Consider the following 25,722-nt stretch of genomic DNA (forward strand, 5'->3'; position numbering starts at 1 on the left):
AAGGAGCCCGGCATGCCCCTCCGCCTCCAGCCGATCACCAGCGAAGACCACCTGGCCTTCATCCGCACCCGCCCCTCTGCCAGCCACATGCAGGTGCCGTCCTGGGGTGATGTGAAGCCGGACTGGCGTGCGGAGAGCATGGGATGGTTCGAGGAGGGCGGTCGGCTGGTCGGGGCGGGGCTGGTCCTGCTGCGCCCGTTGCCCAAGCTGAAGCGCTACCTGGCGTACCTCCCCGAGGGCCCGGTCATCGACTGGTATGCGCCCGACCTGGCGGACCGCTGGCTGCAGCCGATGCTGGCGTATCTGAAGGCGCGCGGGGCCTTCTCCGTGAAGATGGGCCCGCCCGTGGTCGTACGGCGCTGGAGCGCGGACGCGGTCAAGACGGCGATCGCGGACCCGACGGCCCGGCGCCTCGGCGACACACCGGCCACGGAACACGACCCCAGGGCGGAGGCCGTGGCCGACCGCCTCCGCCGTATGGGCTGGGAGCGGACGGAACTGGGCGGCGAGGACGGCTTCGCGGCCGGACAGCCGCGCTATGTCTTCCAAGTCCCTTTCTCCGACCGCTCCTTGGAGGACCTTCACCGCGGCCTCAACCAGCAGTGGCGCCGCAACATCAAGAAGGCGGACAAGGCGGGTGTGAAGGTCGTCCAGGGCGGTTACGACGACCTCCCGGCCTTCTACGGCCTCTACACCGAGACCGCGGAACGCGACCGCTTCATCCCCCGCCCCCTCCCGTACTTCCAGCGCATGTGGACCGCGCTGACGGCCGAGGACCCGGACCGTATGCGCCTCTACCTCGCCCACCACGAGGGCGAGGTCCTCTCGGCGGCCACGATGCTGACGGTCGGTGGGCACGTCTGGTACTCGTACGGCGCCTCCACCAGCCGCAAACGCGAGGTCCAGCCCAACAACGCCATCCAGTGGCGCATGATGACCGACGCTCACGAACTCGGCGCCGCCGTCTACGACTTGCGCGGCATCACGGACACCCTGGAGGACTCCAACCACCTCCTCGGTCTCCTGCGCTTCAAGGTCGGCACGGGCGGACAGGCGGCGGAGTACCTGGGGGAGTGGGACTTCCCCCTCAACCGGCTGCTGCACAAGGCGCTGGAGCTGTACATGTCGCGCCGCTGACGCTGACGCTGATGTCACGCGGCAGGCGGAGGCGCGACGTCGGCCACCGGTGGGTTGAGGCGAGCGAAACCTTCCTGGCGTTGGTACGGGAAGTACGGGTAGGGCGCCGTCTTGGCGCTCGCCGCATCGAGTTTCGCCATCTGGTCGGGTGTGAGAGCCCAGCCGACGGCGCCGAGGTTCTGCCGGAGCTGCTCCTCGTTGCGGGCGCCGATGATGACGGAGGAGACGGTCGGCCGCTGCAGCAGCCAGTTGATGGCGATCTGCGGAATTCCTCTGCCGGTCTCCTGCGCGATCTCGTCGAGGGCGTCGACCACGCGGTAGAGGTGTTCGTCCTCGACCGGCGGGCCGTGGTCCGCGGTGCGGTGCAGTCGGCTCTGGGTCGGCAGCGGCTGGTCGCGGCGGACTTTGCCGGTGAGCCGTCCCCAGCCGAGGGGGCTCCAGACGAGGGCTCCGAGGCCCTGATCGAGCCCCAGGGGCATCAGCTCCCATTCGTAGTCGCGGCCGATGAGGGAGTAGTAGACCTGATGTGCGACATGGCGCGGGTGGCCGTACCTCTCCGCGATCGCGAGGGACTTCATCGCCTGCCATCCGGAGAAGTTGGAGATGCCGACGTAGCGGACCTTTCCTGCCCGTACGAGGTCGTCGAGCGTGGACAGGGATTCCTCGATCGGTGTGCCGGCGTCAAAGGCGTGCAGCTGGAACAGGTCGATGTAGTCGGTGCCGAGCCGGCGCAGGGCGTCCTCGCATGCGGTGATCAGGCGCGAACGGGAGGAGCCCGCGTCGCCTGGGCCGTCGCCCATCGGCAGGCTGGTCTTGGTGGACACGATCACCTGGTCCCTGCGGCCTTTGATCGCTTCGCCCAGCACCTCCTCGGAGGCGCCGCCGGAGTAGACGTCGGCGGTGTCGAACATCGTGATCCCGGCGTCGAGGCAGATGTCCACGAGGCGGCGCGCCTCCTGCGCATCGGTGTTGCCCCAGGCGCCGAACAGCGGTCCTTGGCCGCCGAAGGTGCCGGCGCCGAAGCTCAGTGCGGGGACCTTGAGGCCGGATGTGCCCAGCCGCCTGTATTCCATGGCTGCTCCTTAATCCTTGTTGCCTCGCCTGGCTAACAGTTCTGTAGTTCCGTTAGCGTGTTCTTCAACGTAGCAGGGGTAAGCGATTAATGAAACTGGAGTCCCGTTATGGGGTTTGAGGGTGCGGATCCGGGGACCGTACGTCCCGGCGGGCGCACGGCGCGGGTGCGGGCTGCGGTGCTGCAGGCGGCCGGGGACGCTCTGGCGGAGCATGGCTTTGACCGCCTGGACCTCGCCGACATCGCGCGCCGTGCCGACGTGGGCAAGACCACCGTCTACCGCCGCTGGGGAACGGTGACCAGCCTGGTGGCCGACCTGCTGCTGGACATGGCCGAGCAGTCACTGCCACGGACCGAGACCGGCTCGCTGCTCGGTGATCTCAAGGCCAACGCCCGGCTCGTGCAGCGCACCTTGGCCGACCCGCGGCACGGAGCGCTGTTCAAGGCAGTGATCGCGGCCGCCACCTGCGAGGCGAAGACGGCCGAGGCCCTGCACCGCTTCTACGACATCCGCGTCAAGGAGTGGGCGCCCTCCGTCCAGCAGGCCATCGACCGGGGCGAGGTGCCTGAGGGCACCGACGTCCACGAGGTGATCCGTGCTGTCTCCGCCCCCCTCTATTACCGTCTGCTGACCAGCGGTGAGAGCCTCGACGAAGCCGCCGCCGACCGGGCCGCCGAGGCTGCCGCGGCTGCGGCGCGCGCGGGAGCGTACCTGCGGGGCGAAGGAGGGCCTGTGTGACCGGCTTCCCGCATCCGTCGCGGAATGCGGGTCACCGTGCGTGATCTCCGGGAGGGGGCGTAGTGGCGCCAGGTTCCGCCGGTCTCGGGGGCGAGTTGGGCGGTGGTCCAAGCCCGTATCGGCGTGCTCGTCCGCCCCGCTTCCCTCGCGTTGACAAGGCAGCGTCGCTTTCCTCCAGCCTGATCCGCCGGACAGACCCTGGTCAGCCGACGGAGAGGGAGAAGTGACCCGCGGCTACCCCGCCCTCCCCCGCCCCACCTGCGTCCGCACCGCCCCCATGCTCGCCGCGATGACCAGGGCGATGGCGAGGGACTCGGTGGGGGAGAGGGCCTGGTTGAGGATGAGGAAGCCGGCGATCGCGGCGATGGCGGGCTCCAGGCTCATGAGGACGGCGAAGGTGGAGGCGGGCAGGCGGCGGAGGGCGAGGAGCTCCAGGGTGTAGGGGAGGACTGACGACAGTACGGCCACGGCGGCGCCCAGTGCGAGCGTGGTCGGTTCGAGCAGCCGCGTCCCCGACTCGACGAGCCCCAGCGGCAGGGACAGTACCGCCGCGACCGCCAGGGCCAGGGCGAGCCCGTCGGCCTGCGGGAAGCGGCGCCCCGTGCGGGCGCTGAAGACGATGTACGCCGCCCACATGGCCCCCGCGCCCAGCGCGAACGCCACCCCGACCGGGTCCAGGTCGCCGAAGCCCCCGCCGCCCAGCAGGAACACCCCGGCGAGCGCCAGGCCGGCCCACACCACGTTCACCGCGCGCCGGGAGGCCAGGACGGAGAGGGCGAGCGGGCCGAGCACCTCCAGCGTGACCGCCGGGCCCAGTGGGATGCGGGCGACCGACTGGTAGAAGAGGCCGTTCATGGCGGCCATGGTGATGCCGAAGACGATCACCGTGCCCCAGTCCGTGCGCGAGTGGCCCCGGACGCGGGGCCGGCACACGACGAGCAGGACGACCGCGGCCACCAGCAGCCGCAGGGTCACCACCCCCAGCGCCCCGGCCCGCGGTATCAGGCTCACGGCCAGCGCCCCGCCGAACTGCACCGAGATCGCCCCGGCCAGCACCAGCCCGACCGGCCCGAGCGGACCCCGGCTTCGGAGACGGCCCGGGCGGAGGGACGACGGCGCGGCGAGCGCGGGAGCGGGGGCGGGCGCGGGCGAGGTCTGCTCCGTGCTGGGGTGTGTCACGAGGGGCCGTCCAGGGGGGCGAGCGGGGTTAGTTCATTGAGGTAGACATTCGGGTTCAGGGTAATGGACTGCGTCAGGAGTGTGAACCTCTTTTGGCGCTTACGGCGTTGCTCCGCGAGGCCCTCCGCGGAAGACGGTCGACTATTAATGCAAGCACGCTTGCTTGTTTTTACGGGCGCTGCCATGCTCCCTCACACGCACCACCCCGCATGCCGCCGTGCCCCGAGGGGAGCGCCCCGTGTCCGATCCGACGACGCCCGTGCTCGACGACCTGCGCGAGGAGAGCGACGAACTCGACCGGCTCGTAGGGGAGTTGGGCGAGGATCGCTGGGCGCTGGCAACGCCCGCGCTCCGCTGGAGCATCGCCCACCAGATCGCCCACCTCGCCTGGACCGACCGGGCCGCCCTGCTCGCCGTCACGGACGCGGAGGCGTTCACGGCGTACGTGCAGAAGGCCCTCGCCTCTCCGGACACCTTCGTCGACGAGGGGGCCGAGGAGGGTGCCGCGCTGCCACCCGCCGAGCTGCTGGCGCGGTGGCGCGAAGGGCGGACCGCCCTGCAGGAGGCGCTGCGGGCCGCGCCACCAGGGGCGAGGTTCGGCTGGTTCGGGCCGCCGATGTCCACCGCCTCCATGGCCACCGGGCGGATCATGGAAACCTGGGCGCACGGGGAGGACGTCGCCGACGCGCTGGGGGTCTCCCGCCGGGCGACCGGCCGGTTGCGGCACGTGGTCCGGATCGGCGTACGGGCACGGGACTTCGCCTTCGGGGCACGGGGGCTGCCGGCGCCCGGGGAGGAGTTCCGCGTCGAGCTGGCCGCACCTGACGGGTCCCTCTGGTCCTACGGCCCCGAAGACGCCCCGCAACGGGTCACCGGCCCCGCCCTCGACTTCTGCCTCCTGGTCACCCAGCGCGCCCACCGCGCCGACCTCGCCGTACGCGCCCAAGGCCCCGACGCCGACCGCTGGCTGGACATCGCCCAGGCCTTCGCCGGACCACCCGGAGCCGGGCGCGAGCCCAAGAAAGCCACAAAGGCCAAAGCAACTACAGAGACCAAGAGGCCCAAGGGCGCCACAGGAACCCGCCAATGACCCTCCGCATAGCCAACGCCTCCGGCTTCTACGGCGACCGCTTCGACGCCCTGCGCGAGATGCTCACCGGCGGCCCCCTCGACGTCCTCACCGGCGACTACCTCGCCGAGTTGACCATGCTCATCCTCGGCCGCGACCGCCTCAAGGACCCCTCCGCCGGTTACGCCCGCACCTTCCTGCGCCAGTTGGAGGAGTGCCTCGGCCTGGCCCATGACCGCGGCGTACGGATCGTCACCAACGCGGGCGGCCTCAACCCGGCCGGACTCGCCGACGCCGTACGGGAGTTGGCGGACCGGCTCGGCATACCGGTGCGCGTCGCCCACGTCGAGGGCGACGACCTCACCGCACGGCACCCGGGAAGCCTCGCCGCGCACGCCTATCTCGGCGGTTTCGGGATCGCGGCCTGTCTGCGGGAGGGCGCCGATGTCGTGGTCACCGGGCGGGTCACCGACGCGGCCCTGGTCACCGGGCCCGCCGCCGCCCACTTCGGCTGGACGCCGACGGACCACGACCGGCTCGCGGGCGCAGTCGTCGCCGGGCATGTGCTGGAGTGCGGGACGCAGGCGACCGGCGGCAACTACGCCTTCTTCGCCGAGCATCCGCCGGAGCGGTTGCGTCACCCTGGTTTCCCGCTCGCCGAACTCCACGAGGACGGCACCGCCGTCATCACCAAGCACGACGGCACCGGCGGCGTCGTGGACGTCGGCACGGTCACCGCGCAGCTGCTGTACGAGACGGGCGGCGCCCGGTACGCGGGTCCCGACGTCACCGCCCGGCTGGACACGGTCCGGCTCAGTCAGGACGGCCGTGACCGGGTGCGCATTGAAGGCGTACGAGGAGAGGCCCCGCCCCCGACCCTCAAGGTCGGCCGGGGCCGCCTCGGCGGGTACCGCAACGAGGTCGTCTTCGTCCTCACCGGCCTCGACATCGAGGCCAAGGCCGCGCTCGTACGGCAGCAGATGACAGAAGCCCTGGCCAAGTCACGTCCGGCACACGTCAGTTGGGAACTCGCCCGCACCGACCACCCCGACGCCCCCACCGAGGAGACGGCCAGTGCCCTGCTCCGGCTCGTCGTCCGGGACGCCGACCAGAACGCGGTGGGCCGGGCCCTCAGCGGAGCCGCCGTCGAACTCGCCCTCGCCAGTTACCCCGGCTTCCATGTGCCGGCACCGCCGGGAAAGGGCGCCCCCTACGGGGTGTTCGAAGAGGCGTACGTCCCCCAGAGCGACGTCGGCCACACGGCCGTCCTCCACGACGGCCGGCGAGTCCCGGTGACTCCGGCCCACGACACCCTCGTACTCGGCCCGTTGGAGGAGCACTCTCTCCCCGAGCCCCCGCCCCCCGGGCCCCGGAAACGCGCCCCCCTCGGCCTCGTCGCAGGCGCCCGCAGCGGAGACAAGGGCGGCAATGCCAACGTCGGCGTCTGGGCCCGCACGGACGAGGCCTGGCGCTGGCTCGCTCACACCCTCACCGTCGACCGCTTCCGCGAACTCCTCCCGGAGACGGCCGACTTGACCGTCGTACGCCACCTCCTGCCGAACCTGCGCGCCCTCAACTTCGTCGTCGAGGGCATCCTCGGCGAGGGCGTCGCCTCGCAGGCCCGCTTCGACCCCCAGGCCAAAGCCCTCGGCGAATGGCTGCGCTCCCGCCACCTGGACATACCGGAGACCCTGCTGACTGCCCGCCCCCACTCCCGCTCCCCGGAGGCCACCCCGTGACCGTCCTGACCTCCGCCCTCGACCCGACCGCCTCCGACTACACCGCCCACCGCGAAGCCATGCTCGCCAAGCTCGCCGAACTGGACGCCGAGCACGCGAAGGCCCTCGCGGGCGGCGGCGAGAAGTACATGGCGAGACACCGGAAACGCGGCAAGCTGCTCGCCCGCGAACGCGTCGAACTGCTCCTCGACCCCGACACGCCCTTCCTGGAGCTGTCCCCGCTGGCCGCCTGGGGCAGCGACTACACCGTGGGAGCCTCGCTCGTCACCGGCATCGGGGTCGTCGACGGCGTGGAATGCCTGATCACCGCGAACGACCCGACCGTACGCGGCGGTGCCAGCAACCCCTGGAGCCTGAAGAAGGCCCTGCGGGCGAACGACATCGCACTCGCCAACCGGCTGCCCTGCATCAGCCTCGTCGAGTCGGGCGGGGCCGACCTGCCGTCCCAGAAGGAGATCTTCATCCCGGGTGGGGCCATCTTCCGCGACCTCACCCGGCTGTCGGCGGCGGGCATCCCGACGGTGGCGGTCGTCTTCGGGAACTCGACGGCCGGTGGCGCGTACATCCCCGGCATGTCCGACCACGTGATCATGGTCAAGGAGCGGGCGAAGGTCTTCCTCGGCGGGCCGCCCCTCGTGAAGATGGCCACCGGGGAGGAGAGCGACGACGAGTCGCTCGGCGGCGCCGAGATGCACGCGCGTGTGTCGGGTCTCGCGGACCACTTCGCCGTCGACGAACCGGACGCCCTCCGCCAGGCGCGCCGCGTCGTCGCCCGCCTCAACCACCGCAAGGCGTACGGCGATCCGGGCCCGGCGGCACCGCCGAAGTACGACGAGGACGAGCTGCTCGGCATCGTGCCGGGAGACCTGCGCACGCCCTTCGACCCCCGCGAGGTCATCGCCCGCGTCGTCGACGCCTCGGACTTCGACGAGTTCAAGCCCCTGTACGGGACGAGCCTCGCGACGGGCTGGGCCACTCTGCACGGTTATCCCGTCGGCATCCTCGCCAACGCCCAAGGGGTGCTGTTCAGCGAGGAGTCGCAGAAGGCCGCTCAGTTCATCCAACTCGCCAACCAGCGCGACATCCCCCTCCTCTTCCTCCACAACACCACCGGCTACATGGTCGGCAAGGAGTACGAACAGGGCGGCATCATCAAGCACGGCGCGATGATGATCAACGCGGTGTCCAACAGCCGGGTGCCCCACGTGTCCGTGCTCATGGGAGCCTCGTACGGCGCCGGGCACTACGGCATGTGCGGGCGCGCCTACGACCCCCGCTTCCTCTTCGCCTGGCCCAGCGCCAAGTCGGCCGTCATGGGCCCGCAGCAGCTCGCCGGGGTCCTGTCCATCGTCGCCCGGCAGTCGGCGGCGGCGAAGGGGCAGCCATACGACGAAAGAGCAGCGGAGGGCGATGCCGCGCTGCGGGCCATGGTGGAGCAGCAGATCGAGTCCGAGTCCCTGCCGATGTTCCTGTCCGGGCGGCTGTACGACGACGGGGTCATCGACCCGCGCGACACCCGCACCGTCCTCGGCCTGTGCCTGTCCGCGATCCACACGACGCCGTACGAGGGCGCGCGCGGTGGCTTCGGCGTCTTCCGGATGTGAGGCGAACAGTGATTTCGACACTCCTTGTCGCCAACCGGGGCGAGATCGCCTGCCGGATCTTCCGCACGTGCGGTGAGTTGGGAATCCGGACGGTCGCCGTGCACTCGGACGCCGACGAAAACGCCCTCCACGCGCGCGTGGCCGACGCGGCGGTACGGTTGCCGGGGGCGGCGCCCTCGGAGACGTATCTGCGCGGCGACCTGATCGTCAAGGCCGCCCTGAGCGCAGGGGCGGACGCGATCCACCCCGGCTACGGCTTCCTCTCCGAGAACGCCGGCTTCGCGCGCGCCGTCCTCGACACGGGCCTCGTCTGGATCGGGCCGCCGCCGGACGCGATCGAGGCGATGGCGTCGAAGACGCGTGCGAAGAAGCTGATGGGGATCGAGCCCCTGGACACCGCGACGGTCACCGAGGCCGACCTGCCCGTGCTGGTCAAGGCGGCGGCGGGCGGCGGCGGGCGCGGCATGCGGGTGGTACGGGACCTGGGGGAGCTGGACGGTGAGCTGGAGGCCGCCCGCGCCGAGGCCCTGAGCGCTTTCGGCGACGGCGAGGTCTTCGTCGAGCCATACTTCGAGGGTGACGCGGCCGGCCGGCACGTCGAGGTGCAGATCCTCGCCGACACGCACGGCACGGTGTGGCCCCTCGGCACGCGCGACTGCTCCCTCCAACGCCGCCACCAGAAGGTCATCGAGGAGGCCCCGGCACCGGGTCTGACTCCCGAACTGACCGACTCCCTGTACGCGATGGCCGTACGCGTCGCCCGCGCGGTCTCCTACGTCGGCGCCGGTACGGTCGAGTTCCTCATCGCGGACGACCAGGCCCACTTCCTGGAGATGAACACCCGCCTCCAGGTCGAACACCCCGTCACGGAGGCGGTGTTCGACGTGGACCTGGTGGCTCTCCAGCTCCGGATCGCGGAAGGCGAACCCCTCGAAAACGACCCCCCACGCGCGCGTGGCCACGCCATCGAGGCCCGCCTCTACGCCGAGGACCCCACCCGTGACTGGACCCCGCAGACAGGCACCCTCCACCACCTCTCCGCCCCACCCGGCGTCCGCCTCGACACCGGCTACACCGACGGCGACCCCATCGGCATCCACTACGACCCCATGCTCGCCAAGCTGATCGCCCACGCCCCCACACGCGCCGAGGCCGTCCGCAAACTGGCGGCCGCCCTGGAACGAACCGCGATCCACGGCCCCACCACCAACCGCGACCTGCTCGTACGGTCGCTACGCCACCCCGAGTTCACCGACGCCCGCATCGACACCGGCTTCTACGACCGCCACCTCCCCGACCTCACCACCCCCACCCCCGACCCGTACGCCCCCCTGGCCGCCGCCCTCGCCGAAGCCCACGGCCGCTCCCGCTTCGGCGGCTGGCGCAACCTGCCCTCCCAGCCCCAGATCAAGCGCTACGCCATGGCAGGCGAGGAACACGAGGTCAGCTACCACCACACCCGCGCCGGCCTCACCGCCCCGGGCGCCCGCGTCGTACACACCTCCCCCACCCGAGTCGTCCTCGAAGCCGACGGCGTACAACGCAAGTTCGACGTAACCCGCTACGGCGACCAGATCTACGTCAACACCACCTCCCTCACCGCCCTCCCCCGCTTCCCCACCCCCACCGCCGACCACACCCCCGGCTCCCTCCTGGCACCGATGCCCGGCACGGTCGTACGGGTCGCCGAGGGACTGACCGAGGGGGCGGCGGTACAGGCCGGAGACCCCCTGATCTGGCTGGAGGCGATGAAGATGGAGCACCGCATTTCGGCCCCCGTCGCGGGCACGCTCAGCGCCATCCACGCCATTCCAGGCCAGCAGGTGGATATGGGCACCCTTCTGGCCGTGGTCGAGCCCCTCTAGGGGCGCGGGGCTGTGTCGATCATGCGGCTCCGCCGCGTGGGCGCGACCAGCCACGAACAAATCCGCACCCTCCAGACGGCAGAAGCCCTCTCCCCCTTAGGAGCCCCATGTCCCCGGTAATCGAATCCCAAGAACACAAGGACCTCCGAGCCGCCGTATCCGCCCTGGGCAAGCGCTACGGCCGCGAATACCTCACCACCGTCGTCCAAGAAGGCGGCCACCCCGACGAACTCTGGTCCGAGGCAGCCAAGCTCGGCTACCTCGGCGTCAACCTGCCGGAGGCATACGGCGGAGGCGGCGGCGGAATCGCCGAACTCTCCATCGTCCTGGAAGAACTCGGCACCGCAGGCTGCCCCCTCCTCATGCTGGTCGTCTCACCGGCAATCTGCGGCACAGTGATCGCCCGCTTCGGAACAGAAGCCCAGAAACAACAGTGGCTCCCCGGCCTCGCCGACGGCACCCGCACCATGGCCTTCGGCATCACAGAACCCGACGCCGGCTCCAACTCCCACCGCATCACCACGACCGCCCGCCGCGACCCCGCCGGAGGCGACTGGCTCCTCACCGGCCGCAAGGTCTTCATCTCCGGCGTGGACATCGCCGAAGCGACCCTCATAGTCGGCCGCACGGAAGACGCCCGCACCGGCCGCCTCAAGCCCTGCCTGTTCATAGTCCCGAGGGACGCCAACGGCTTCGCATACCGCCGCATTGACATGGAACTCCACGGCGCGGAGAAGCAGTTCGAGCTGACCCTCGACGACGTACGCCTCCCCGCCGACGCACTCGTCGGAGACGAGAACGCGGGCCTCCTCCAGCTCTTCGCCGGGCTCAACCCCGAGCGGATCATGACGGCCGCGTTCGCGATCGGCATGGGCCGTTACGCGCTCGCCAAGGCCGTCGAGTACGCCCGTGACCGCACCGTCTGGAGGGAACCCATCGGCGCCCACCAGGCGATCGCGCACCCCCTGGCGCAGTCCCACATCGAACTCGAACTGGCCCGCCTGATGATGCAGAAGGCCGCCTTCCTGCACGACTCCGGGGACGACGTCGCCGCCGGGGAGGCCGCCAACATGGCCAAGTACGCGGCCGGAGAGGCCTGCGTGAAGGCCGTCGACCAGGCCGTGCACACCCTCGGCGGCAACGGCCTCACCGCCGAATTCGGCCTCGCCTCCCTCATCACGGCCGCGCGCGTGTCTCGTATCGCGCCGGTGAGCCGGGAGATGATTCTCAACTACGTCTCCCACCAGACCCTGGGCCTGCCCAAGTCGTACTGATCCGCAAGCCGTACCCAGCACACCGCCATGCACACCGCCGTGCACACCGTCGTGCGAGGAGGAACCGAGCATGTTCCGCAGCGAGTACGCAGACGTCCCGGCCGTCGAACTACCCATCCACGAGGCCGTCCTGGGCCGGGCGGCCGAGTTCGGCGACACGCCCGCGCTGATCGACGGCGTGGACGGCACGACCCTCACGTACGCACAACTCGACCGGCTCCACCGTCGGCTGGCCGCCGCGTTCGCCGAGGCGGGCGTGCGCAAGGGCGACGTACTCGCCCTGCACAGCCCCAACACGATCGCCTTCCCGACGGTCTTCTACGCCGCCACGCGCGCGGGTGCCTCCGTCACGACCGTGCACCCGCTCGCCACGCCCGAGGAGCTGGCCAAGCAGATCGGTGACTCGAAGGCCCGGTGGATCGTGACCGTGTCGCCGCTGCTGGAGGTGGCCCGCGAGGCCGCCGAACGCGTGGGCGGCGTACGGGAGATCTTCGTCTGCGACAGCGCCCCCGGACACCGGTCGATCATCGACATGCTCGCCACCACCGCCCCCGAGCCGCAGGTCGACATCGACCCCGCCGAAGACATCGCGGCGCTGCCGTACTCCTCCGGCACGACCGGCATCCCCAAGGGCGTGATGCTCACCCACCGGTCCATCGCCACGAACCTCTCGCAGCTCGAACCCGTCATGACGATCCACCAGGGCGAACGCATCCTCGCCGTGCTGCCCTTCTTCCACATTTACGGGCTGACGGCCCTCATGAACGCGCCCCTCAGGCAGGGCGCCACCGTCGTCGTCCTGCCCCGCTTCGACCTCGACACCTTCCTCGCGGCCATCGAGAAGCACCGCATCGACGGCCTGTACGTGGCCCCGCCGATCGTCCTCGCCCTCGCCAAGCACCCGGCGGTGGCCAACTACGACCTCTCCTCCCTGAAGTTCATCGTCTCCGCCGCCGCACCCCTCGACGCGGCGCTCGCCACCGCCTGCTCCCGCCGCCTCGGAGTGCCACCGATCGGACAGGCGTACGGCATGACGGAACTCTCGCCCGGCACGCATGTCGTCCCCAGGGGAGCGGAAAACGCACCCCCCGGGACGGTCGGCAAGCTCATCGCCGGCACGGAGATGCGCATCCTCTCCCTCGACGACCCCTCCAAGGACGTCGCCGCCGTCGGCGAGGCGGGCGAGGTCGCCATCCGCGGCCCGCAGGTCATGAAGGGCTACCTCGGGCAGCCCGACGCCACCGACGCGATGATCGACGAGGACGGCTGGCTGCACACCGGGGACGTCGGTTACGTGGACGCGGACGGCTGGCTGTACGTCGTCGACCGGGTCAAGGAGCTGATCAAGTACAAGGGCTTCCAGGTCGCCCCCGCCGAACTGGAAGCCCTCCTGCTGACCCATCCGGGCATCGCCGATGCCGCCGTGATCGGCCGCTACAACGAGGACAACAACGAGGTCCCGCACGCGTACGTGGTACGCCAGCCGGCCGCGAAGGACCTCTCCGAAGGAGAGGTCATGATGTACGTCGCCGAACGCGTCGCCCCCTACAAGCGCGTCCGCCACGTCATCTTCATCGACGGGGTGCCGAGGGCCGCGTCCGGGAAGATCCTCCGGCGTGAGCTGAGGGAGCGCTCGTGACGGTCGTGCACTCCGCCCACGAGCGCGGCATCACCACCCTCACGCTCGACTCCCCGGCCAACCGCAACGCCCTTTCCGCCACGCTCGTCGGCGAGCTGAAAGACGCCCTTACGACGTGCGCCAAGGAAGACGCCGTACGTGCCGTCGTGCTCACCCACACCGGGAACACCTTCTGCGCGGGCGCCGACCTGCGCGATCCGCCGGACGCGGACACGCTCGTCGGTCTGCTGCGGCAGATCGTGGAACTGCCCGGACCGGTGGTGGCCCGCGTGGCCGGACACGTACGGGCCGGCGGGCTGGGGCTGGTGGGCGCCTGCGACATCGCGATCGGCGGACCCGAGGCCTCCTTCGCCTTCACGGAGGTACGCATCGGGGTCGCGCCCGCCGTGATCTCGCTGCCCCTGCTGCCGCGCATGGACCCACGTGCCCTGGCCCGCTACTGCCTCACCGGCGAGCACTTCGACGCGGCGGAGGCGGCCCGCATCGGTCTGCTGACGGCGGCCGGCGGCGACGGCCGTGACGTCGACGAGGTGCTCGCACCCGTCCTCGATGGACTGCGCAGGGCCTCCCCCCAGGCCCTGACCGCGACGAAACGGCTGCTCACGGCTAGGGTGCTGGCATCCTTCGACCAGGACGCGGCTGCCCTGACCGCCCTCACGTCGCGGCTCTTCGCCACGGCCGAGGCCCGCGAGGGGATGACGGCCTTCCTCGACAGACGGGATCCCGAATGGGTGCGGTGAGTGCTGTGAGTTCCGTGAGTTCCACGAACTCCATGAGTTCCGTGAACACCGCCGTCGAGCGTGTGCCCAAGCAGGACCGTAGCCGCGCCACCCGGCAACGGCTCCTGGAGGCCGCCGTGGCCTGCCTGGCCGAACACGGCTGGGCCGGCTCCACGGTCTCCGTCGTCGCCGAACGCGCCGGCGTCTCCCGGGGCGCCGCCCAGCACCACTTCCCGACCCGCGAGGACCTGTTCACCGCGGCGGTCGAGTACGTCGCCGAAGAGCGCTCCATCGCCCTGCGCGCCCTCTTCCCCGAGGGCCCCGCCGACCGCGGGGCCGTGGTCGCCGCCCTCGTCGACCTCTACACCGGCCCCCTCTTCCGCGCCGCCCTCCACCTCTGGGTCGCCGCCTCCAACGAGGACCAGCTCCGCCCCCGGGTCACCGAACTGGAGGCCCGCGTCGGCCGCGAGACCCACCACATCGCCGTCGACCTCCTCGGCGCCGACGAGTCCGTCCCCGGCGTCCGCGAAACCGTCCAGGGCCTGCTGGACATGGCCCGCGGCCTGGGCCTCGCCAACCTCCTCACGGACGACGGGGCGCGCCGCGACGGGGTGGTGGCGCAGTGGGCGGCACTGCTGGACGACGTACTGGGCTGAGACGCGTACTGGGCTGACCCGTGGACCGCAGGCCCCGTAGGACTCGTACGGCCGACCTCTGTGCGGGCCTTCAGGGACTCAACCGCTCCACCCGCCACGACCCGTCCGGCTCCTCGACGTACCGCAGCCGGTCGTGCAGCCGGTTCGCCCGCCCCTGCCAGAACTCCACCGTGTCCGGCGCGATCCGGAACCCGCCCCAGTTCGGCGGCACCGGCACCTGCTCGCCCTCCGGGTAGCGGGTGTGCAACTCCTCGTACGACGCGTCGAGTTCGGCGCGCGAGTAGATCACCACCGACTGCTCGCTCGCCCAGGCGCCCAGCTGGGAGCCGTGCGGGCGGGTGCGGAAGTACGCCGCCGTCTCGTCCCGTCCGGTGCGCCGGGCGGTGCCCGTAACGATCACCTGGCGGGCGATGGCGTGCCAGGGGAAGACCAGCGAGACGTACGGATTCTGCGCGAGGTCGAGGGCCTTGCGGGAGCCGTAGTTCGTGTAGAAGACGAAGCCCTGTTCGTCGTACGCCTTCATCAGGACCGTACGGGAGCTGGGGCGGCCCTCGGCGTCCGCCGTGGAGACGACCATGGCGTTGGGCTCGAACACCGCGCCCTCGGCCGCCGCCTGCCGGAACCAGCGCGCGAACTGCTCCATGGGGTGCTCGGCCAGCTCGCTCTCGTCGAGCCCTTCGGCCCGGTAGTGCTTGCGCATCGCGGCGGGATCGGGACCGGGGGCGAGAGGGTGATCGTGATCGTCCACACGGTCATCTTGCCGTATCGAAGGCGGCACCCAAGAGTTATGGCACTGAGTGCCGCACACCCTCCCCAAACCTGGCACTCAGGGATATCGTGCTGGAACCACATCGGGTGCGCGGTTGGGTGACCACCAACCGCACGGGGCATCACCGGGGCACCACCGGGATGCGGGACGACCGCACACCACCCCCGGCCCCCACCCCGTACCCCCTGTCGCACACATCACGAGGAGCCGCCTGATGTCCGACTTCGTACCCGGGCTCGAAGGAGTCGTCGCGTTCGAGACGGAGATCGCCGAACCGGACAAGGAGGGCGGCGCACTCCGGTACCGAGGCGTCGACATCGAGGATCTGGTCGGCCATGTCTCCTTCGGCAACGTCTGGGGGCTGCTCGTCGACGGCGCCTTCAACCCCGGCCTGCCGCCCGCCGAACCGTTCCCGATCCCGGTCCACTCCGGCGACATCCGCGTCGACGTCCAGTCCGCGCTGGCCATGCTGGCGCCGGTGTGGGGCCTGAAACCCCTCCTGGACATCGACGAGCAGCAGGCCCGCGAGGACCTGGCCCGAGGCGCCGTCATGGCCCTGTCGTACGTCGCCCAGTCCGCCCGTGGCCAGGGCCTGCCCATGGTTCCCCAGCGCGAGATCGACAAGGCCCAGTCCGTCGTCGAACGCTTCATGATCCGCTGGCGCGGCGAGCCCGACCCCAAGCACGTGGCGGCGGTGGACGCCTACTGGACCTCTGCGGCCGAGCACGGCATGAACGCGTCCACGTTCACGGCGAGGGTCATCGCCTCGACGGGCGCGGACGTGGCGGCGGCACTCTCGGGCGCCGTAGGAGCGATGAGCGGCCCCCTGCACGGCGGCGCCCCCTCCCGCGTCCTCGGCATGATCGAGGAGATCGAGCGCACGGGCGACGCCGAGGCGTACGTACGACAGGCCCTGGACAAGGGCGAACGCCTCATGGGCTTCGGCCACCGCGTCTACCGCGCCGAGGACCCCCGGGCCCGTGTCCTGCGCCGCACCGCCCGCGATCTGGGCGCCCCCCGCTTCGAGGTCGCCGAGGCCCTGGAGAAGGCCGCCCTCGCGGAACTCCACGCCCGCCGCCCCGACCGCGTCCTCGCCACCAACGTCGAGTTCTGGGCAGCCATCGTCCTCGACTTCGCCGAGGTCCCGGCCCACATGTTCACGTCCATGTTCACCTGCGCCCGCACGGCCGGCTGGTCCGCCCACATCCTCGAACAGAAGCGCACCGGCCGCCTCGTCCGCCCCTCCGCCCGCTACGTCGGCCCCGGCACCCGCAACCCCCGCGCGATCGAAGGCTACGAGGACATCGCCCGCTGACGACACAAGAGCGCCGCGAACGCAGACGACCCGCGGGCTCTGGTCCCCGGCCTGACGGCCGGGAGCCGGCCGGACGTACCGGCGAGCCCGCGGGTCGGGTGACTGCATTGGATTGGGCCGGCTGCACGCTCAGCTCACGTGCTGGTCCGGCACCGCACTCGGTGTGGTGACAGGCCGTTAGCCCGCAGCCACCTCGCGCGTCCGGGTTTCATACATGTACCCGATCACCTCCTTTCGGCGTGCGCCCCACCTTAGGAAGCGGTCGGGAGGTGCTCAAGCGATTTTCCGAGAGGATTCTCGGCCGGTTCGCGGCGTTGCTGCCGGCTGCTCGCTGCTCCTCAGAGCCGGGGGCCCGTGTGCAGTACGGCGAACGGTGCGTGGGCGCTGGTGCTGTCCGGCAGGGTCCAGTGGCCGATGACCTGGCCCGTTGCGCCTTCCGGGAGGTCGATCGGGCCGTCCGGGGCGGGGTGCAGGACTCGGTTCAGGCGTAGGGCGGTGGCGGGCTGGACGGACAGTTCGGTGCCGTTTTCGTCGTCCTCGGCGGCGGCGGTGGTGGGGAGGTCGGGGAGGGCGGGGCCCTTGTAGGAGTGGGTGACCTCGTGGTCCGGGGTGTCGGTGAGGCTCTGGGCCTGGGCTTCGGCGCGGCCCTCGAACAGGGCGAGGAGCTGGGTGATCAGCACCGGGTCGTGGCAGCCGTCGTAGGCCCAGCGTTGGCCCAGTACGCCGTGTTCCATGGTGCCGATGAGGGCGTGGTCGGCGCCGTCGAGGGGGGCGCCGCGGTAGGTGAGGGGGGCCAGGTAGTGGACCGGGGCGGGGCCGGAGGTGTCGGTGGCCACCATGAACTCGATGCCGACCTCGCCCGCGGGGTCGTCGAGCCGGAAGCCGCCGGCCTTGGTCAGCTCCGGTTCGGCGGGGCCGCCGACGTACCACGGGCGGGTGGGGAGCCAGGAGGTGAGGAGTTCGACCTTGGTGGGCTTGAGGGTGGTGTGGTGGATGAGGGCCATGGTCGGGATTGTCGTCCGGGCCGCCGAGCGGATGCGAGCCCTCCACTTCTCGGGAGCGCCGGGAGCGCCGGGAGCGCCGGGAGGGCCGAGAGGGCCGGGAGGGCCGTGGGGGCTCACGGAGAGAGTGGCTCACTCCCTTGGACTCAACGCCTCCAGATCCAGCGCGGCGGCGATCCGTACCGCCACATCCTCCGCGTACACGGCATCGGCCCGCTCGAACTGGCTCCGCCCCGCCCCGCGCAGGAACGTGACGACGCCGAGCGTGCGCCCCCGGCTGCGCAGGACGGCGCACAGGACGTGGACGGAGTCGGCGGGCCACTGCCGGGCCCGGGCCCATTCGCGGGCGGCCTCCGGGTCGGCGGTGCCGGCGCCGGCGCGTACCGAGCCGATGCGTTCGACGCACTGGAGGGCGGGGTGGCCGTCGGGGTAGCGGACCGGGATTCCCGCGTGCCCGGCGAGGTGGCTGGGGCCGGGGGAGCCGGAGGGGGTGGCGGCGGCGCGGACGAGCCGTACGGGCTCCTCGCGGCCGTGTGCCGCCGCGCCGCCGGCGACGCGGTCGATGAGGGCGTGGTCGGCGAAGCCGGCGAGGGCGAAGTCGAGGTGGACGGTGGCGGCCTCGCCGGGGTCCTCGCACTCGGCGGCGGCGCGGGCGGCGCGGTGAAGCTGGTTGGTGCGGAAGCGCAGGAGGGCGGCCTCCTGCTCGCTCTGCCGGGCCTCGGTCATGTCCTGGAAGAGCCAGCCGACACCGAGCGGCACGGGCTCCTCGGTCAGGGGTGAGGCGAGGCGGAGGAAGCCGCTGCGCCAGCAGCGCCGTTTCTCGCCCTCGGGTGTGCGTACGCCGACCCAGATCTCGGCGGGCGCGGGCGGGGCGCCCTCGGCGAGTACGTGGGTGAGGGCGTTCTCCAGTTCCTCGACGCCCTGGGTGAGCAGCTCGCCGAGCGGGCGCCCGAGGGCGGCCGTACGGCCGACGCCCAGCGCCCGGGCCGCGTACGGGTTGACGACGGCGGGCCGCAGGTCGACGTCGACGAGTACGACACCCCAGCCGGCGTCCTCGAACAGGGCCTCGCTCAGCGCGATGGACCGCTCCAGGTCGATCTGGGCGTGCACCTCGCTGAAGGCGCAGTACACCCCGGCGGGCTTCCCGTCCGGCCCGCGTACGGCGGCGGACTGGGTCCGTACGAGCACCCGCCCCCCGTCCTTCGTCAGCAGCGCGAACTCGTGCACCTGCCTGCCGGGCGCGTGCATCGCCGCCATCAGCCGCGACTCGACCTCCTCGGCGTCCGCGGTCCGTACGGCCCACCCGGCGAACCCGCGCCGTCCCACGGCCTCCTCCGCCGTCCACCCGAGGATCCGCTCGGCCTCGCGGTTCCAGTGGGTGACGACCCCGTCGGCGTCGAAGGCGCACAGGGCCGCGTCCATCCCGTCCAGCAGCGCGGCGAGCAGATCCGAGCCGTCCGGCTCGGGCTCGTCCGGCCCCAGTTCGTCCGTGGTCCCACTACGGCGGGAAGCACTCACCTGGACCCCCTGCAGGCTGCGTCCGCACGTACGGCGCGGCGGTTCGCTCACTTGCAATCATTCAACTCGAACGTGACCCAGCCCACATCGGGTTCCCACAAGATTGAGGGAAATCGTTGTACACCGAATTTCCACCCCACTCTTCCCGCGATCCCCGCCCCGGACACCCGCCCTGGACCCCTGCCCTGGACCCCTGCCCCGGACACCCGCCCCGGACACCCGCCCCGGACACCCGCCCCGGACACCGGGGCCGGACGCGGGGGCAGGCCTCAGTTCCAGAAGATCCGCTCCCCGTACTCCCGCACCACCCGCGCGTTCCACTCGTGCCCCCCGTCCACGTTCCCCGACCGCAGGAGCGGGGGCTCGATGCCGCGGTCGGCGAGGGTGCCCGCCGCCGTGGCCATGACGGCCTGGAGGAGGGCCGACGCCACGACCGTGGAGGCGGGGGCGAAGGGGGCGGAGATGGTGTCGGCGGTGAGTTCGGCGTCGCCGGGGGCGATCTTGGAGTCGAGGACGAGGTCGCAGTGGTCCTTGAGGAAGGTGCCCGAGGCGTGACGGGACGTCGTCTCCGAGGCGTACGACACCGACGTGACGCCGATGACCCTGACGCCCAGGGCGCGGGCCTTCGTCGCCATTTCCACGGGCAGGGCGTTGCGGCCGGAGAGGGAGATGATCACCAGGAGGTCCCCGGAGCGGAGCGGGCCGGTGTCGAGGACGGCGCTCGCCAGGCCGTCGACCCGTTCCAGGGCGGAGCCCAGCGTGGCGGGCACGACGTCCACGCCGACGAGACCCGGGACGGCGAGGAGGTTCATGAGGGCCAGGCCGCCCGCGCGGTAGACGATGTCCTGGGCGGCGAGGGAGGAGTGGCCGGCGCCGAAGGCGAAGAGGCGGCCGCTGTCGGCGACGGTGTCCGCGATCAGCGTGCCGGCCGCCGCGACGGTCTCCGCCTCCTCCTCGCGCACCCGCCGCAGCAGGCCGATCGCGGCGTCGAAGTACTGCTCGGCCAGCGTGCTGTCACTCATCCTTGAATCCTCCCCCAGTTGAAGCAGAGGGATTCCTGGCTCACGCTGCCTGCGGGTGAGCGACCCAACAGGTCTTCCACGATCAACACCAGCCGGGTTGAAACCAGCCCGGTTTGATACGGCAAAGCTTGGAGGTGCATGTGCTGTCTTGGCTCTCGATCAGCACGGTGTACGCGCTTGGTTCTCGCGACGCACAGCGTGCAGCTTACCCGATCAGGTGGACGGTGTTTTGCCCTGGGGGCAAAACACCGCATCCGGCCCTGCTCCGCAGGAGTCCGAAGTCGTAACGCCTTGGTTCCAACGGCGCGGCACGGTTGTCGGTGGGGTGCGGCAGAATTGATGTCAGGGCCAGCGCACGAGCCGGTGAGCCGTTGGAGCCTCCGGCAATTCTCATCGAGGGGCACGTATGTCCGGACTGATCGATACGACGGAGATGTATCTCCGCACCATCCTCGAACTGGAAGAGGAAGGTGTGGTCCCGATGCGCGCCCGGATCGCCGAGCGGCTCGACCAGAGCGGCCCGACCGTCAGTCAGACGGTGGCGCGCATGGAGCGTGACGGGCTGCTGTCCGTCGCCTCCGACCGTCATCTGGAGCTGACCGACGAGGGCCGCCGTCTTGCCACGCGCGTGATGCGCAAGCACCGGCTCGCCGAGTGTCTGCTCGTCGACGTGATCGGTCTGGAGTGGGAGCAGGTGCACGCCGAGGCCTGCCGCTGGGAGCACGTGATGAGCGAGGCCGTGGAGCGCCGCGTGCTCGAACTGCTCCGCCACCCCACGGAGTCGCCGTACGGCAACCCGATCCCGGGTCTGGAGGAGCTGGGCGAGAAGGCCGAGGTCGACCCGTTCCTGGACGAGGGAATGGTGTCGCTGGCGGACCTCGACCCGGGCACGGACGGCAAGACCGTCGTCGTACGGCGCATCGGCGAGCCCATCCAGACGGACGCCCAGCTGATGTACACGCTGCGGCGGGCGGGCGTACAGCCCGGTTCCGTGGTGAGCGTGACCGAGGCGGCGGGCGGTGTGCTCGTCGGCAGCGGCGGCGAGGCGGCGGAGCTGGAGGCGGACATCGCGTCCCACGTGTTCGTGGCGAAGCGCTGAGGGGCCCTGGCGTCCTGGGCTTCCCGGACCCCGGCCTTCCGCAGGGCCGGACGGCCGGGCGGCCAGACTCGCCCTACGCCTGGTCGACGCCCCGAGGTCGTCAACTCCCGGGCTTCAAGGGACAGTTGAGGCGTCGCCGCGTCGGCCCCGAATCCGGGATTCCGTACACCGAAACCCAAGATTCAGTGGTCTGAATCGCAGCGCTCGGGCCGTTCGCATGCGAGGCTTGCGCATGAGGCATATGACCTGAGGGCTCTTGGCCGCACCGGACAGCGATGTCACGGCGGCCGGGGAGGGGGCGGGCGGATGTGCCGCGGAGTTGTGGAGGGCCCCGGCGCCCTAGGGCGCCGGGGCCTGTCCTCCCCTGTGTTGACCCGGAGCCCCGAGCTCCCAGGGTCATCCCCCTCGGACCGGTTTCCCCGATCGGTCCGCCTCCCGCTGAAGATCTCCCCTCGGTGGCGGCGGGCAATCCTTGGGGGAGGTCACTCGAAGGAGGGGTGTTGCCGCCAGAAAGAGCATTTCCGAATGCGTGTTCGATAGCGTAGGGCTTGTGTGTGCGGGCGTCCGTACAACCGTTCCCCGGAGCGGCCTGTGACCCCGTACGTGACGGAACGGACCGGACGCACGCTGAAACAATCAGCGCTCACCGTGACAGGACGTGCGCGCAGCAACGACCAGCAGGAGCAACAACCAGCAGGAGCAGCAGCTAGGACAGCGGTACGACGAGTGGACCGGCCGGCCCCGAGCGGAAGCGAAAGGCGGGAACGAGCGGTCCGAGCGGAGCCTGGGGGGTGCCAATGGCGCGGCGCATCGACGTGACCGGAGCGGGCGGTGTACGTCTTGCTGCCTGGGAGTTCGGCGACCCGCCCAAGACCGGGGAGGGAGCGCCACGGCCGGGGGTGCTGTTACTGCACGGCTTGATGGGCCGTGCCTCGCACTGGGCGCCGACCGCCCGCTGGCTCTCCGAGCGGCACCGCGCCGTCGCCCTCGACCAGCGCGGCCACGGCCGGAGCGACAAGCTGCCCGAGGCCGCCTACACCCGCGAGGCCTACGTCGAGGACGCCGAGGCCGCCCTCGAACAGCTCGGCCTCGGCCCGGCCGTCCTCATCGGCCACGCCATGGGCGCCCTGACCGCCTGGCAGCTCGCCGCCAAGCGCCCCGACCTGGTTCGCGCCCTGGTCATCTGCGACATGCGGGCCTCCGCGCTCGGCGCCGCCTCCCAGCGGGAGTGGGAGAACTGGTTCAAGGCCTGGCCCGTCCCCTTCGCCACCCTCGCCGACGTCCGCAAGTGGTTCGGCGAGGACGACCCCTGGGTGGAGCGCCCCAACCCCACCCGCGGCGAGTTCTACGCCGAGGTCATGCACGAGTGCGAGGACGGCTGGCGCCCCGTCTTCGACCCCGAGCAGATGCTCAAGTCCCGCCAGACCTGGGTCTACGACCCCCACTGGGAAGAGCTCGCCCAGGTCCAGTGCCCCGCCCTCGTCGTCCGCGGCCTCGACGGCGAACTCGGCCGCGCCGAGTCCCAGGAAATGGTCCGCGTCCTCCCTCGCGGCCAGTACGCCGAGATCGCCGACGCCGGCCACCTCATCCACTACGACCAGCCCGACGCGTGGCGCGCCGCGATCGAACCGTTCCTGGACGAGATGCTCCCGAGCTGAGCCGTTCGGAGCACGTGTTGCTCGGGGGCTCCGTAAGAGCCTGCGTCAAAACCCAGGCTCTAAGCTGTGCCCGCGCGGCGGATGCCGCGTGGCCGATCCGTCGCGGGGTCCCCTGCCCGGCCTCGTCCGCTCACCCCTTGCTGACCGCCGCCAGGATCTCCGGCAGGCGCCCCGCCGTCCGAGGCGCGGCCAGCCGCAGCCCCAGCACCGTGATCCCCGCCCCGTACGCCGTGCCCAGCGGCAGCAGCAGCCAGGTCCAGGTGTCGCCGCCCGCGGTCACGTTCAGCCAGATCGTCAGCGCGATGACGGGGACGCACAGCAGAGCGGCGGCGACCATGCCGCCGAAGATGGAGATCCAGACGAGGCCGGCCTGCCCGGGGGCCACGTTCTTGTGGCCCTCCTGGGGGATGGAGTACGGGAAGCGGGCCGAGGACCAGGCGCCGGTGGCGAGCATCGCGCCGAGGAGAGCGAAGGAGAGGCCGAGGGCCTCGGGCAGCGCGGCCCAGTCGCCGAGGAGAGAGGCGGTCAGGACGGTCACGAACGTCGCGTACGGCAGGGTGATCAGGAGCAACGCCAGGGCCCGCCCGCGCAGTTCGACGTAGGCGTCCCGGGTGGAGGAGATCGTCATGGCGACCATCCAGAACGCGGAGGTGTCCTGACCGAACTGGTTGTACATCAGGATGCCGAGCATCCCGGCGGCGAAGCAGGCGAAGTAGATCGAGCCGGTGCCCTGCAGGGCGTTGAAGACGGGGACGATCAGCCCGATCGCCAGCGACGTCACCCACGCGGCCTTGGTCTTGGGGTCGCGCCACACGTACCGCAGGGCGCGCTCCATCGTCGTACCCGTGCGGCCCGCCGGGAGCAGCCGGCCCAGCCCCCGCGACCCGGTCCGCTCCCGCGCGCCGGACTCGGGGACCTGAAGGGTGGAGGAGTCCGGGGAGGTCATCAGCCGGGTCAGCGTGCGCGACCAGAGGACCACCAGCCCCGCCAACGCACCCGCGCTCAGGGCGAGTTGGGCCACCCCGACGCCGTACGCCCCCTCGCTCACCGCGTCCACCGCCGCGATCGCCGAGGACGGCGGGAGCCACCCCACCACCTCGGCCGCCGGATCGAGCTGCCCGAGCCCGGCCGAACTCAGCCGCTGCGCACCGAAGTTGACGACCTGCGCCCCCACCGCGATCACCAGACCGCTCAGCACCGCCAGATCGCGCCCCTTGCGGCTGGTCAGCAGCCGGATGTTGGCGGCGGCGACGGCCCGTGCGAGGGCGACACAGACGAGCAGCCCGAGCGGTACGGCGACCACGGCGGTGACGTACGCCGCCGCCCCGCGCGCCACCGCGATCACCGAGCCGACGAACAGGCACAGCGTGAACAGCGGCCCTATCCCCACCAGCGAGGCCACCAGCAGCGCCCGCACGAGCGGCCGTGGCCGCAGCGGCAGCATCACCAGCCGGGTCGGATCGAGCGTCTCGTCGCCGCTCGGGAAGAACAGCGGCATCACCGCCCAGCCCAGCGCCATCACGGCCACCAGCAGCACGGTCACCGAGTCCGCGTGCGCGTTCCCGCGCAGCGCGATCAGCCCGAGCAGTTGCAGCGCGGCGAAGAGGAGAGCGACGACCATGGACGACACATACGCGGCCCGCCGCCCGGCCGACTGCCGCAGCCCGTTGCGCAACAGCGACAGCTTCAGCCGTACGACGACGGAGGTGACGGACGCGACACCGGCACCGGTCGCCGCGCTCATCGCGCCCCGCCGCCCAGCCAGTCCAGGTCCGACCCGGTGTTCCGGCCGTTCGCGCCCACCAGTTCCAGGAACGCCTGTTGCAGCGAGGGCGCGTCCCCGCGTACGTCCGCGAGCGGGCCGTGCGCGCGGATGCGGCCCGCGGCCATGACGGCCACCCAGTCGCACAGTGACTCGACGAGTTCCATGACGTGCGAGGAGAAGACCACGGTGGCGCCGGACGCCGTGTACCGCTCCAGGACGCCCCGGATCGTCTGCGCCGACACCGGGTCGACGCCCTCGAACGGCTCGTCCAGGAACAGGACTTCGGGGTTGTGGAGGAGCGCCGCCGCAAGCCCGATCTTCTTGCGCATGCCCGTCGAGTAGTCCACGACGAGCTTGTGCTGGGCGCCCGCGAGGTCGAGCACGTCGAGGAGCTGGGTGGCCCGCTTGTCGACCTCGGCGCCGGGCAGGCCGCGCAACCTGCCCGTGTACGCGAGGAGTTCACGCCCGGAGAGCCGTTCGAAGAGCCGCAGCCCCTCCGGGAGCACACCGATGCGGGCCTTCACCTCGACCGGGTCCCGCCACACGTCGTGCCCGACGACCTCGACGGTGCCCTGGTCGGGCCGGAGCAGTCCCGTCACCATCGAGAGGGTGGTGGTCTTCCCCGCCCCGTTCGGCCCGACCAGCCCGATGAACCGTCCGGCCGGCAACTCCAGATCGACCCCCGCGACGGCCACCTGCTGCCCGAACCGCTTCCAGAGCCCCCGCACATGTACGGCGGCGGCACCCACCCCTGCTGTTTCGGTCATGGGATCACACGATACGAGGGGGCGGCCCCGTTAGGGGCGCGCCCGTAGGGGGCGCGGGGCTGTGACACATGCGGCTCCGCCGCGTGGGCGCGAGCAACCACGACTCACCCGCAGCC

General features: G+C 71.3%; 21 protein-coding genes. 13 read left to right on the forward strand and 8 right to left on the reverse strand.

Annotation, left to right across the window (positions count from 1 at the left end):
• Nucleotides 1–12 precede the first annotated feature (12 nt).
• On the forward strand, nucleotides 13–1,137 hold the full coding sequence (locus tag ACWD3C_RS13025; protein WP_451143118.1) for a lipid II:glycine glycyltransferase FemX: 1,125 nt from the start codon (nucleotides 13–15) through the stop codon (nucleotides 1,135–1,137).
• 14 nt (nucleotides 1,138–1,151) lie between these two features.
• On the opposite strand, the gene ACWD3C_RS13030 is transcribed toward ACWD3C_RS13025, so the two are convergent.
• Nucleotides 1,152–2,210: an aldo/keto reductase gene (locus tag ACWD3C_RS13030; protein ID WP_451143120.1), complete on the reverse strand. Its 1,059-nt coding sequence runs from the start codon at nucleotides 2,208–2,210 to the stop codon at nucleotides 1,152–1,154.
• Nucleotides 2,211–2,318: 108 nt separating this feature from the next.
• Between ACWD3C_RS13030 and ACWD3C_RS13035 the strand changes: the two genes are divergently transcribed.
• Nucleotides 2,319–2,948 carry a TetR/AcrR family transcriptional regulator gene (locus tag ACWD3C_RS13035; RefSeq protein ID WP_451143122.1) on the forward strand — a complete coding sequence of 210 codons (630 nt, stop codon included), beginning with the start codon at nucleotides 2,319–2,321 and terminating at the stop codon, nucleotides 2,946–2,948.
• Between the two features lie 234 nt (nucleotides 2,949–3,182).
• Here the strand turns inward: ACWD3C_RS13035 and ACWD3C_RS13040 are convergent, their stop codons facing one another.
• On the reverse strand, nucleotides 3,183–4,127 hold the full coding sequence (locus ACWD3C_RS13040) for an EamA family transporter (RefSeq protein WP_451143123.1): 945 nt from the start codon (nucleotides 4,125–4,127) through the stop codon (nucleotides 3,183–3,185).
• Nucleotides 4,128–4,365: 238 nt separating this feature from the next.
• On the opposite strand from ACWD3C_RS13040, the gene ACWD3C_RS13045 reads away from it, so the two are divergent.
• The 8 genes from ACWD3C_RS13045 to ACWD3C_RS13080 all read left to right on the forward strand — a co-directional run bounded on the left by ACWD3C_RS13045 (nucleotide 4,366) and on the right by ACWD3C_RS13080 (nucleotide 14,692).
• Entirely contained in the window at nucleotides 4,366–5,217 is an 852-nt protein-coding gene (locus ACWD3C_RS13045; protein WP_451143125.1) for a TIGR03084 family metal-binding protein, read from the forward strand.
• Nucleotides 5,214–6,935: an acyclic terpene utilization AtuA family protein gene (locus tag ACWD3C_RS13050; protein ID WP_451143127.1), complete on the forward strand. Its 1,722-nt coding sequence runs from the start codon at nucleotides 5,214–5,216 to the stop codon at nucleotides 6,933–6,935. The genes ACWD3C_RS13045 and ACWD3C_RS13050 overlap by 4 nt, the downstream gene beginning before the upstream one ends.
• Entirely contained in the window at nucleotides 6,932–8,539 is a 1,608-nt protein-coding gene (locus tag ACWD3C_RS13055; protein ID WP_451143129.1) for an acyl-CoA carboxylase subunit beta, read from the forward strand. Before ACWD3C_RS13050 ends, ACWD3C_RS13055 begins: the two co-directional genes overlap by 4 nt.
• 8 nt (nucleotides 8,540–8,547) lie before the next feature.
• Nucleotides 8,548–10,404 (forward strand): acetyl/propionyl/methylcrotonyl-CoA carboxylase subunit alpha, encoded by a 1,857-nt coding sequence (locus ACWD3C_RS13060; RefSeq protein WP_451143131.1) that lies wholly within the window; start codon nucleotides 8,548–8,550, stop codon nucleotides 10,402–10,404.
• A gap of 107 nt (nucleotides 10,405–10,511) precedes the next feature.
• Complete coding sequence (locus ACWD3C_RS13065; protein ID WP_451143133.1) at nucleotides 10,512–11,678, forward strand: acyl-CoA dehydrogenase family protein; 1,167 nt, start codon at nucleotides 10,512–10,514, stop codon at nucleotides 11,676–11,678.
• 70 nt (nucleotides 11,679–11,748) lie between these two features.
• On the forward strand, nucleotides 11,749–13,317 hold the full coding sequence (locus ACWD3C_RS13070; protein WP_451143135.1) for a 4-coumarate--CoA ligase family protein: 1,569 nt from the start codon (nucleotides 11,749–11,751) through the stop codon (nucleotides 13,315–13,317).
• Nucleotides 13,314–14,057 (forward strand): enoyl-CoA hydratase family protein, encoded by a 744-nt coding sequence (locus tag ACWD3C_RS13075; RefSeq protein ID WP_451143137.1) that lies wholly within the window; start codon nucleotides 13,314–13,316, stop codon nucleotides 14,055–14,057. Before ACWD3C_RS13070 ends, ACWD3C_RS13075 begins: the two co-directional genes overlap by 4 nt.
• A gap of 32 nt (nucleotides 14,058–14,089) precedes the next feature.
• Nucleotides 14,090–14,692, forward strand: coding sequence for a TetR/AcrR family transcriptional regulator (locus ACWD3C_RS13080; RefSeq protein WP_451143139.1), 603 nt, complete (start codon nucleotides 14,090–14,092; stop codon nucleotides 14,690–14,692).
• Nucleotides 14,693–14,762: 70 nt separating this feature from the next.
• Here ACWD3C_RS13080 and pdxH read toward each other — a convergent pair whose 3' ends face one another.
• Complete coding sequence (gene pdxH / locus ACWD3C_RS13085) at nucleotides 14,763–15,392, reverse strand: pyridoxamine 5'-phosphate oxidase (protein WP_451143225.1); 630 nt, start codon at nucleotides 15,390–15,392, stop codon at nucleotides 14,763–14,765.
• Nucleotides 15,393–15,675: 283 nt separating this feature from the next.
• On the opposite strand from pdxH, the gene ACWD3C_RS13090 reads away from it, so the two are divergent.
• Complete coding sequence (locus tag ACWD3C_RS13090) at nucleotides 15,676–16,776, forward strand: citrate synthase 2 (protein ID WP_451143141.1); 1,101 nt, start codon at nucleotides 15,676–15,678, stop codon at nucleotides 16,774–16,776.
• Nucleotides 16,777–17,114: 338 nt separating this feature from the next.
• Here the strand turns inward: ACWD3C_RS13090 and ACWD3C_RS13095 are convergent, their stop codons facing one another.
• The 3 genes from ACWD3C_RS13095 to ACWD3C_RS13105 all read right to left on the reverse strand — a co-directional run bounded on the left by ACWD3C_RS13095 (nucleotide 17,115) and on the right by ACWD3C_RS13105 (nucleotide 20,317).
• Nucleotides 17,115–17,780, reverse strand: coding sequence for a maltokinase N-terminal cap-like domain-containing protein (locus ACWD3C_RS13095; RefSeq protein ID WP_451143143.1), 666 nt, complete (start codon nucleotides 17,778–17,780; stop codon nucleotides 17,115–17,117).
• A 129-nt stretch (nucleotides 17,781–17,909) separates the two neighbouring features.
• On the reverse strand, nucleotides 17,910–19,295 hold the full coding sequence (locus ACWD3C_RS13100; protein WP_451143145.1) for a PAS domain-containing protein: 1,386 nt from the start codon (nucleotides 19,293–19,295) through the stop codon (nucleotides 17,910–17,912).
• A 269-nt stretch (nucleotides 19,296–19,564) separates the two neighbouring features.
• Nucleotides 19,565–20,317 carry an SIS domain-containing protein gene (locus ACWD3C_RS13105; protein WP_451143147.1) on the reverse strand — a complete coding sequence of 251 codons (753 nt, stop codon included), beginning with the start codon at nucleotides 20,315–20,317 and terminating at the stop codon, nucleotides 19,565–19,567.
• A 406-nt stretch (nucleotides 20,318–20,723) separates the two neighbouring features.
• Here ACWD3C_RS13105 and ACWD3C_RS13110 point away from each other — a divergent pair, with 406 nt between their 5' ends.
• Both ACWD3C_RS13110 and ACWD3C_RS13115 read left to right on the forward strand, forming a co-directional pair.
• On the forward strand, nucleotides 20,724–21,416 hold the full coding sequence (locus tag ACWD3C_RS13110; protein ID WP_451143149.1) for a metal-dependent transcriptional regulator: 693 nt from the start codon (nucleotides 20,724–20,726) through the stop codon (nucleotides 21,414–21,416).
• 797 nt (nucleotides 21,417–22,213) lie between these two features.
• Nucleotides 22,214–23,074 carry an alpha/beta fold hydrolase gene (locus tag ACWD3C_RS13115; RefSeq protein ID WP_451143151.1) on the forward strand — a complete coding sequence of 287 codons (861 nt, stop codon included), beginning with the start codon at nucleotides 22,214–22,216 and terminating at the stop codon, nucleotides 23,072–23,074.
• A gap of 130 nt (nucleotides 23,075–23,204) precedes the next feature.
• On the opposite strand, the gene ACWD3C_RS13120 is transcribed toward ACWD3C_RS13115, so the two are convergent.
• Both ACWD3C_RS13120 and ACWD3C_RS13125 read right to left on the reverse strand, forming a co-directional pair.
• Entirely contained in the window at nucleotides 23,205–24,818 is a 1,614-nt protein-coding gene (locus ACWD3C_RS13120; protein ID WP_451143153.1) for a transporter, read from the reverse strand.
• Nucleotides 24,815–25,606 carry an ABC transporter ATP-binding protein gene (locus ACWD3C_RS13125; protein ID WP_451143155.1) on the reverse strand — a complete coding sequence of 264 codons (792 nt, stop codon included), beginning with the start codon at nucleotides 25,604–25,606 and terminating at the stop codon, nucleotides 24,815–24,817. Before ACWD3C_RS13125 ends, ACWD3C_RS13120 begins: the two co-directional genes overlap by 4 nt.
• Between the last annotated feature and the right edge of the window lie 116 nt (nucleotides 25,607–25,722).

The sequence above is a fragment of the Streptomyces sp. NPDC002845 genome (genome assembly GCF_053591955.1).

Bases quoted from the DNA above. Each gene is read 5' to 3' on its own strand.
- ACWD3C_RS13025 (WP_451143118.1), top strand. From the start codon at position 13: ATGCCCCTCCGCCTCCAGCCGATCACCAGCGAAGACCACCTGGCCTTC.
- ACWD3C_RS13030 (WP_451143120.1), bottom strand. From the start codon at position 2,210: ATGGAATACAGGCGGCTGGGCACATCCGGCCTCAAGGTCCCCGCACTG.
- ACWD3C_RS13035 (WP_451143122.1), top strand. From the start codon at position 2,319: ATGGGGTTTGAGGGTGCGGATCCGGGGACCGTACGTCCCGGCGGGCGC.
- ACWD3C_RS13050 (WP_451143127.1), top strand. From the start codon at position 5,214: ATGACCCTCCGCATAGCCAACGCCTCCGGCTTCTACGGCGACCGCTTC.
- ACWD3C_RS13065 (WP_451143133.1), top strand. From the start codon at position 10,512: ATGTCCCCGGTAATCGAATCCCAAGAACACAAGGACCTCCGAGCCGCC.
- ACWD3C_RS13070 (WP_451143135.1), top strand. From the start codon at position 11,749: ATGTTCCGCAGCGAGTACGCAGACGTCCCGGCCGTCGAACTACCCATC.
- ACWD3C_RS13080 (WP_451143139.1), top strand. From the start codon at position 14,090: ATGAGTTCCGTGAACACCGCCGTCGAGCGTGTGCCCAAGCAGGACCGT.
- pdxH (WP_451143225.1), bottom strand. From the start codon at position 15,392: ATGCGCAAGCACTACCGGGCCGAAGGGCTCGACGAGAGCGAGCTGGCC.
- ACWD3C_RS13090 (WP_451143141.1), top strand. From the start codon at position 15,676: ATGTCCGACTTCGTACCCGGGCTCGAAGGAGTCGTCGCGTTCGAGACG.
- ACWD3C_RS13095 (WP_451143143.1), bottom strand. From the start codon at position 17,780: ATGGCCCTCATCCACCACACCACCCTCAAGCCCACCAAGGTCGAACTC.
- ACWD3C_RS13105 (WP_451143147.1), bottom strand. From the start codon at position 20,317: ATGAGTGACAGCACGCTGGCCGAGCAGTACTTCGACGCCGCGATCGGC.
- ACWD3C_RS13110 (WP_451143149.1), top strand. From the start codon at position 20,724: ATGTCCGGACTGATCGATACGACGGAGATGTATCTCCGCACCATCCTC.
- ACWD3C_RS13115 (WP_451143151.1), top strand. From the start codon at position 22,214: ATGGCGCGGCGCATCGACGTGACCGGAGCGGGCGGTGTACGTCTTGCT.
- ACWD3C_RS13120 (WP_451143153.1), bottom strand. From the start codon at position 24,818: ATGAGCGCGGCGACCGGTGCCGGTGTCGCGTCCGTCACCTCCGTCGTC.
- ACWD3C_RS13125 (WP_451143155.1), bottom strand. From the start codon at position 25,606: ATGACCGAAACAGCAGGGGTGGGTGCCGCCGCCGTACATGTGCGGGGG.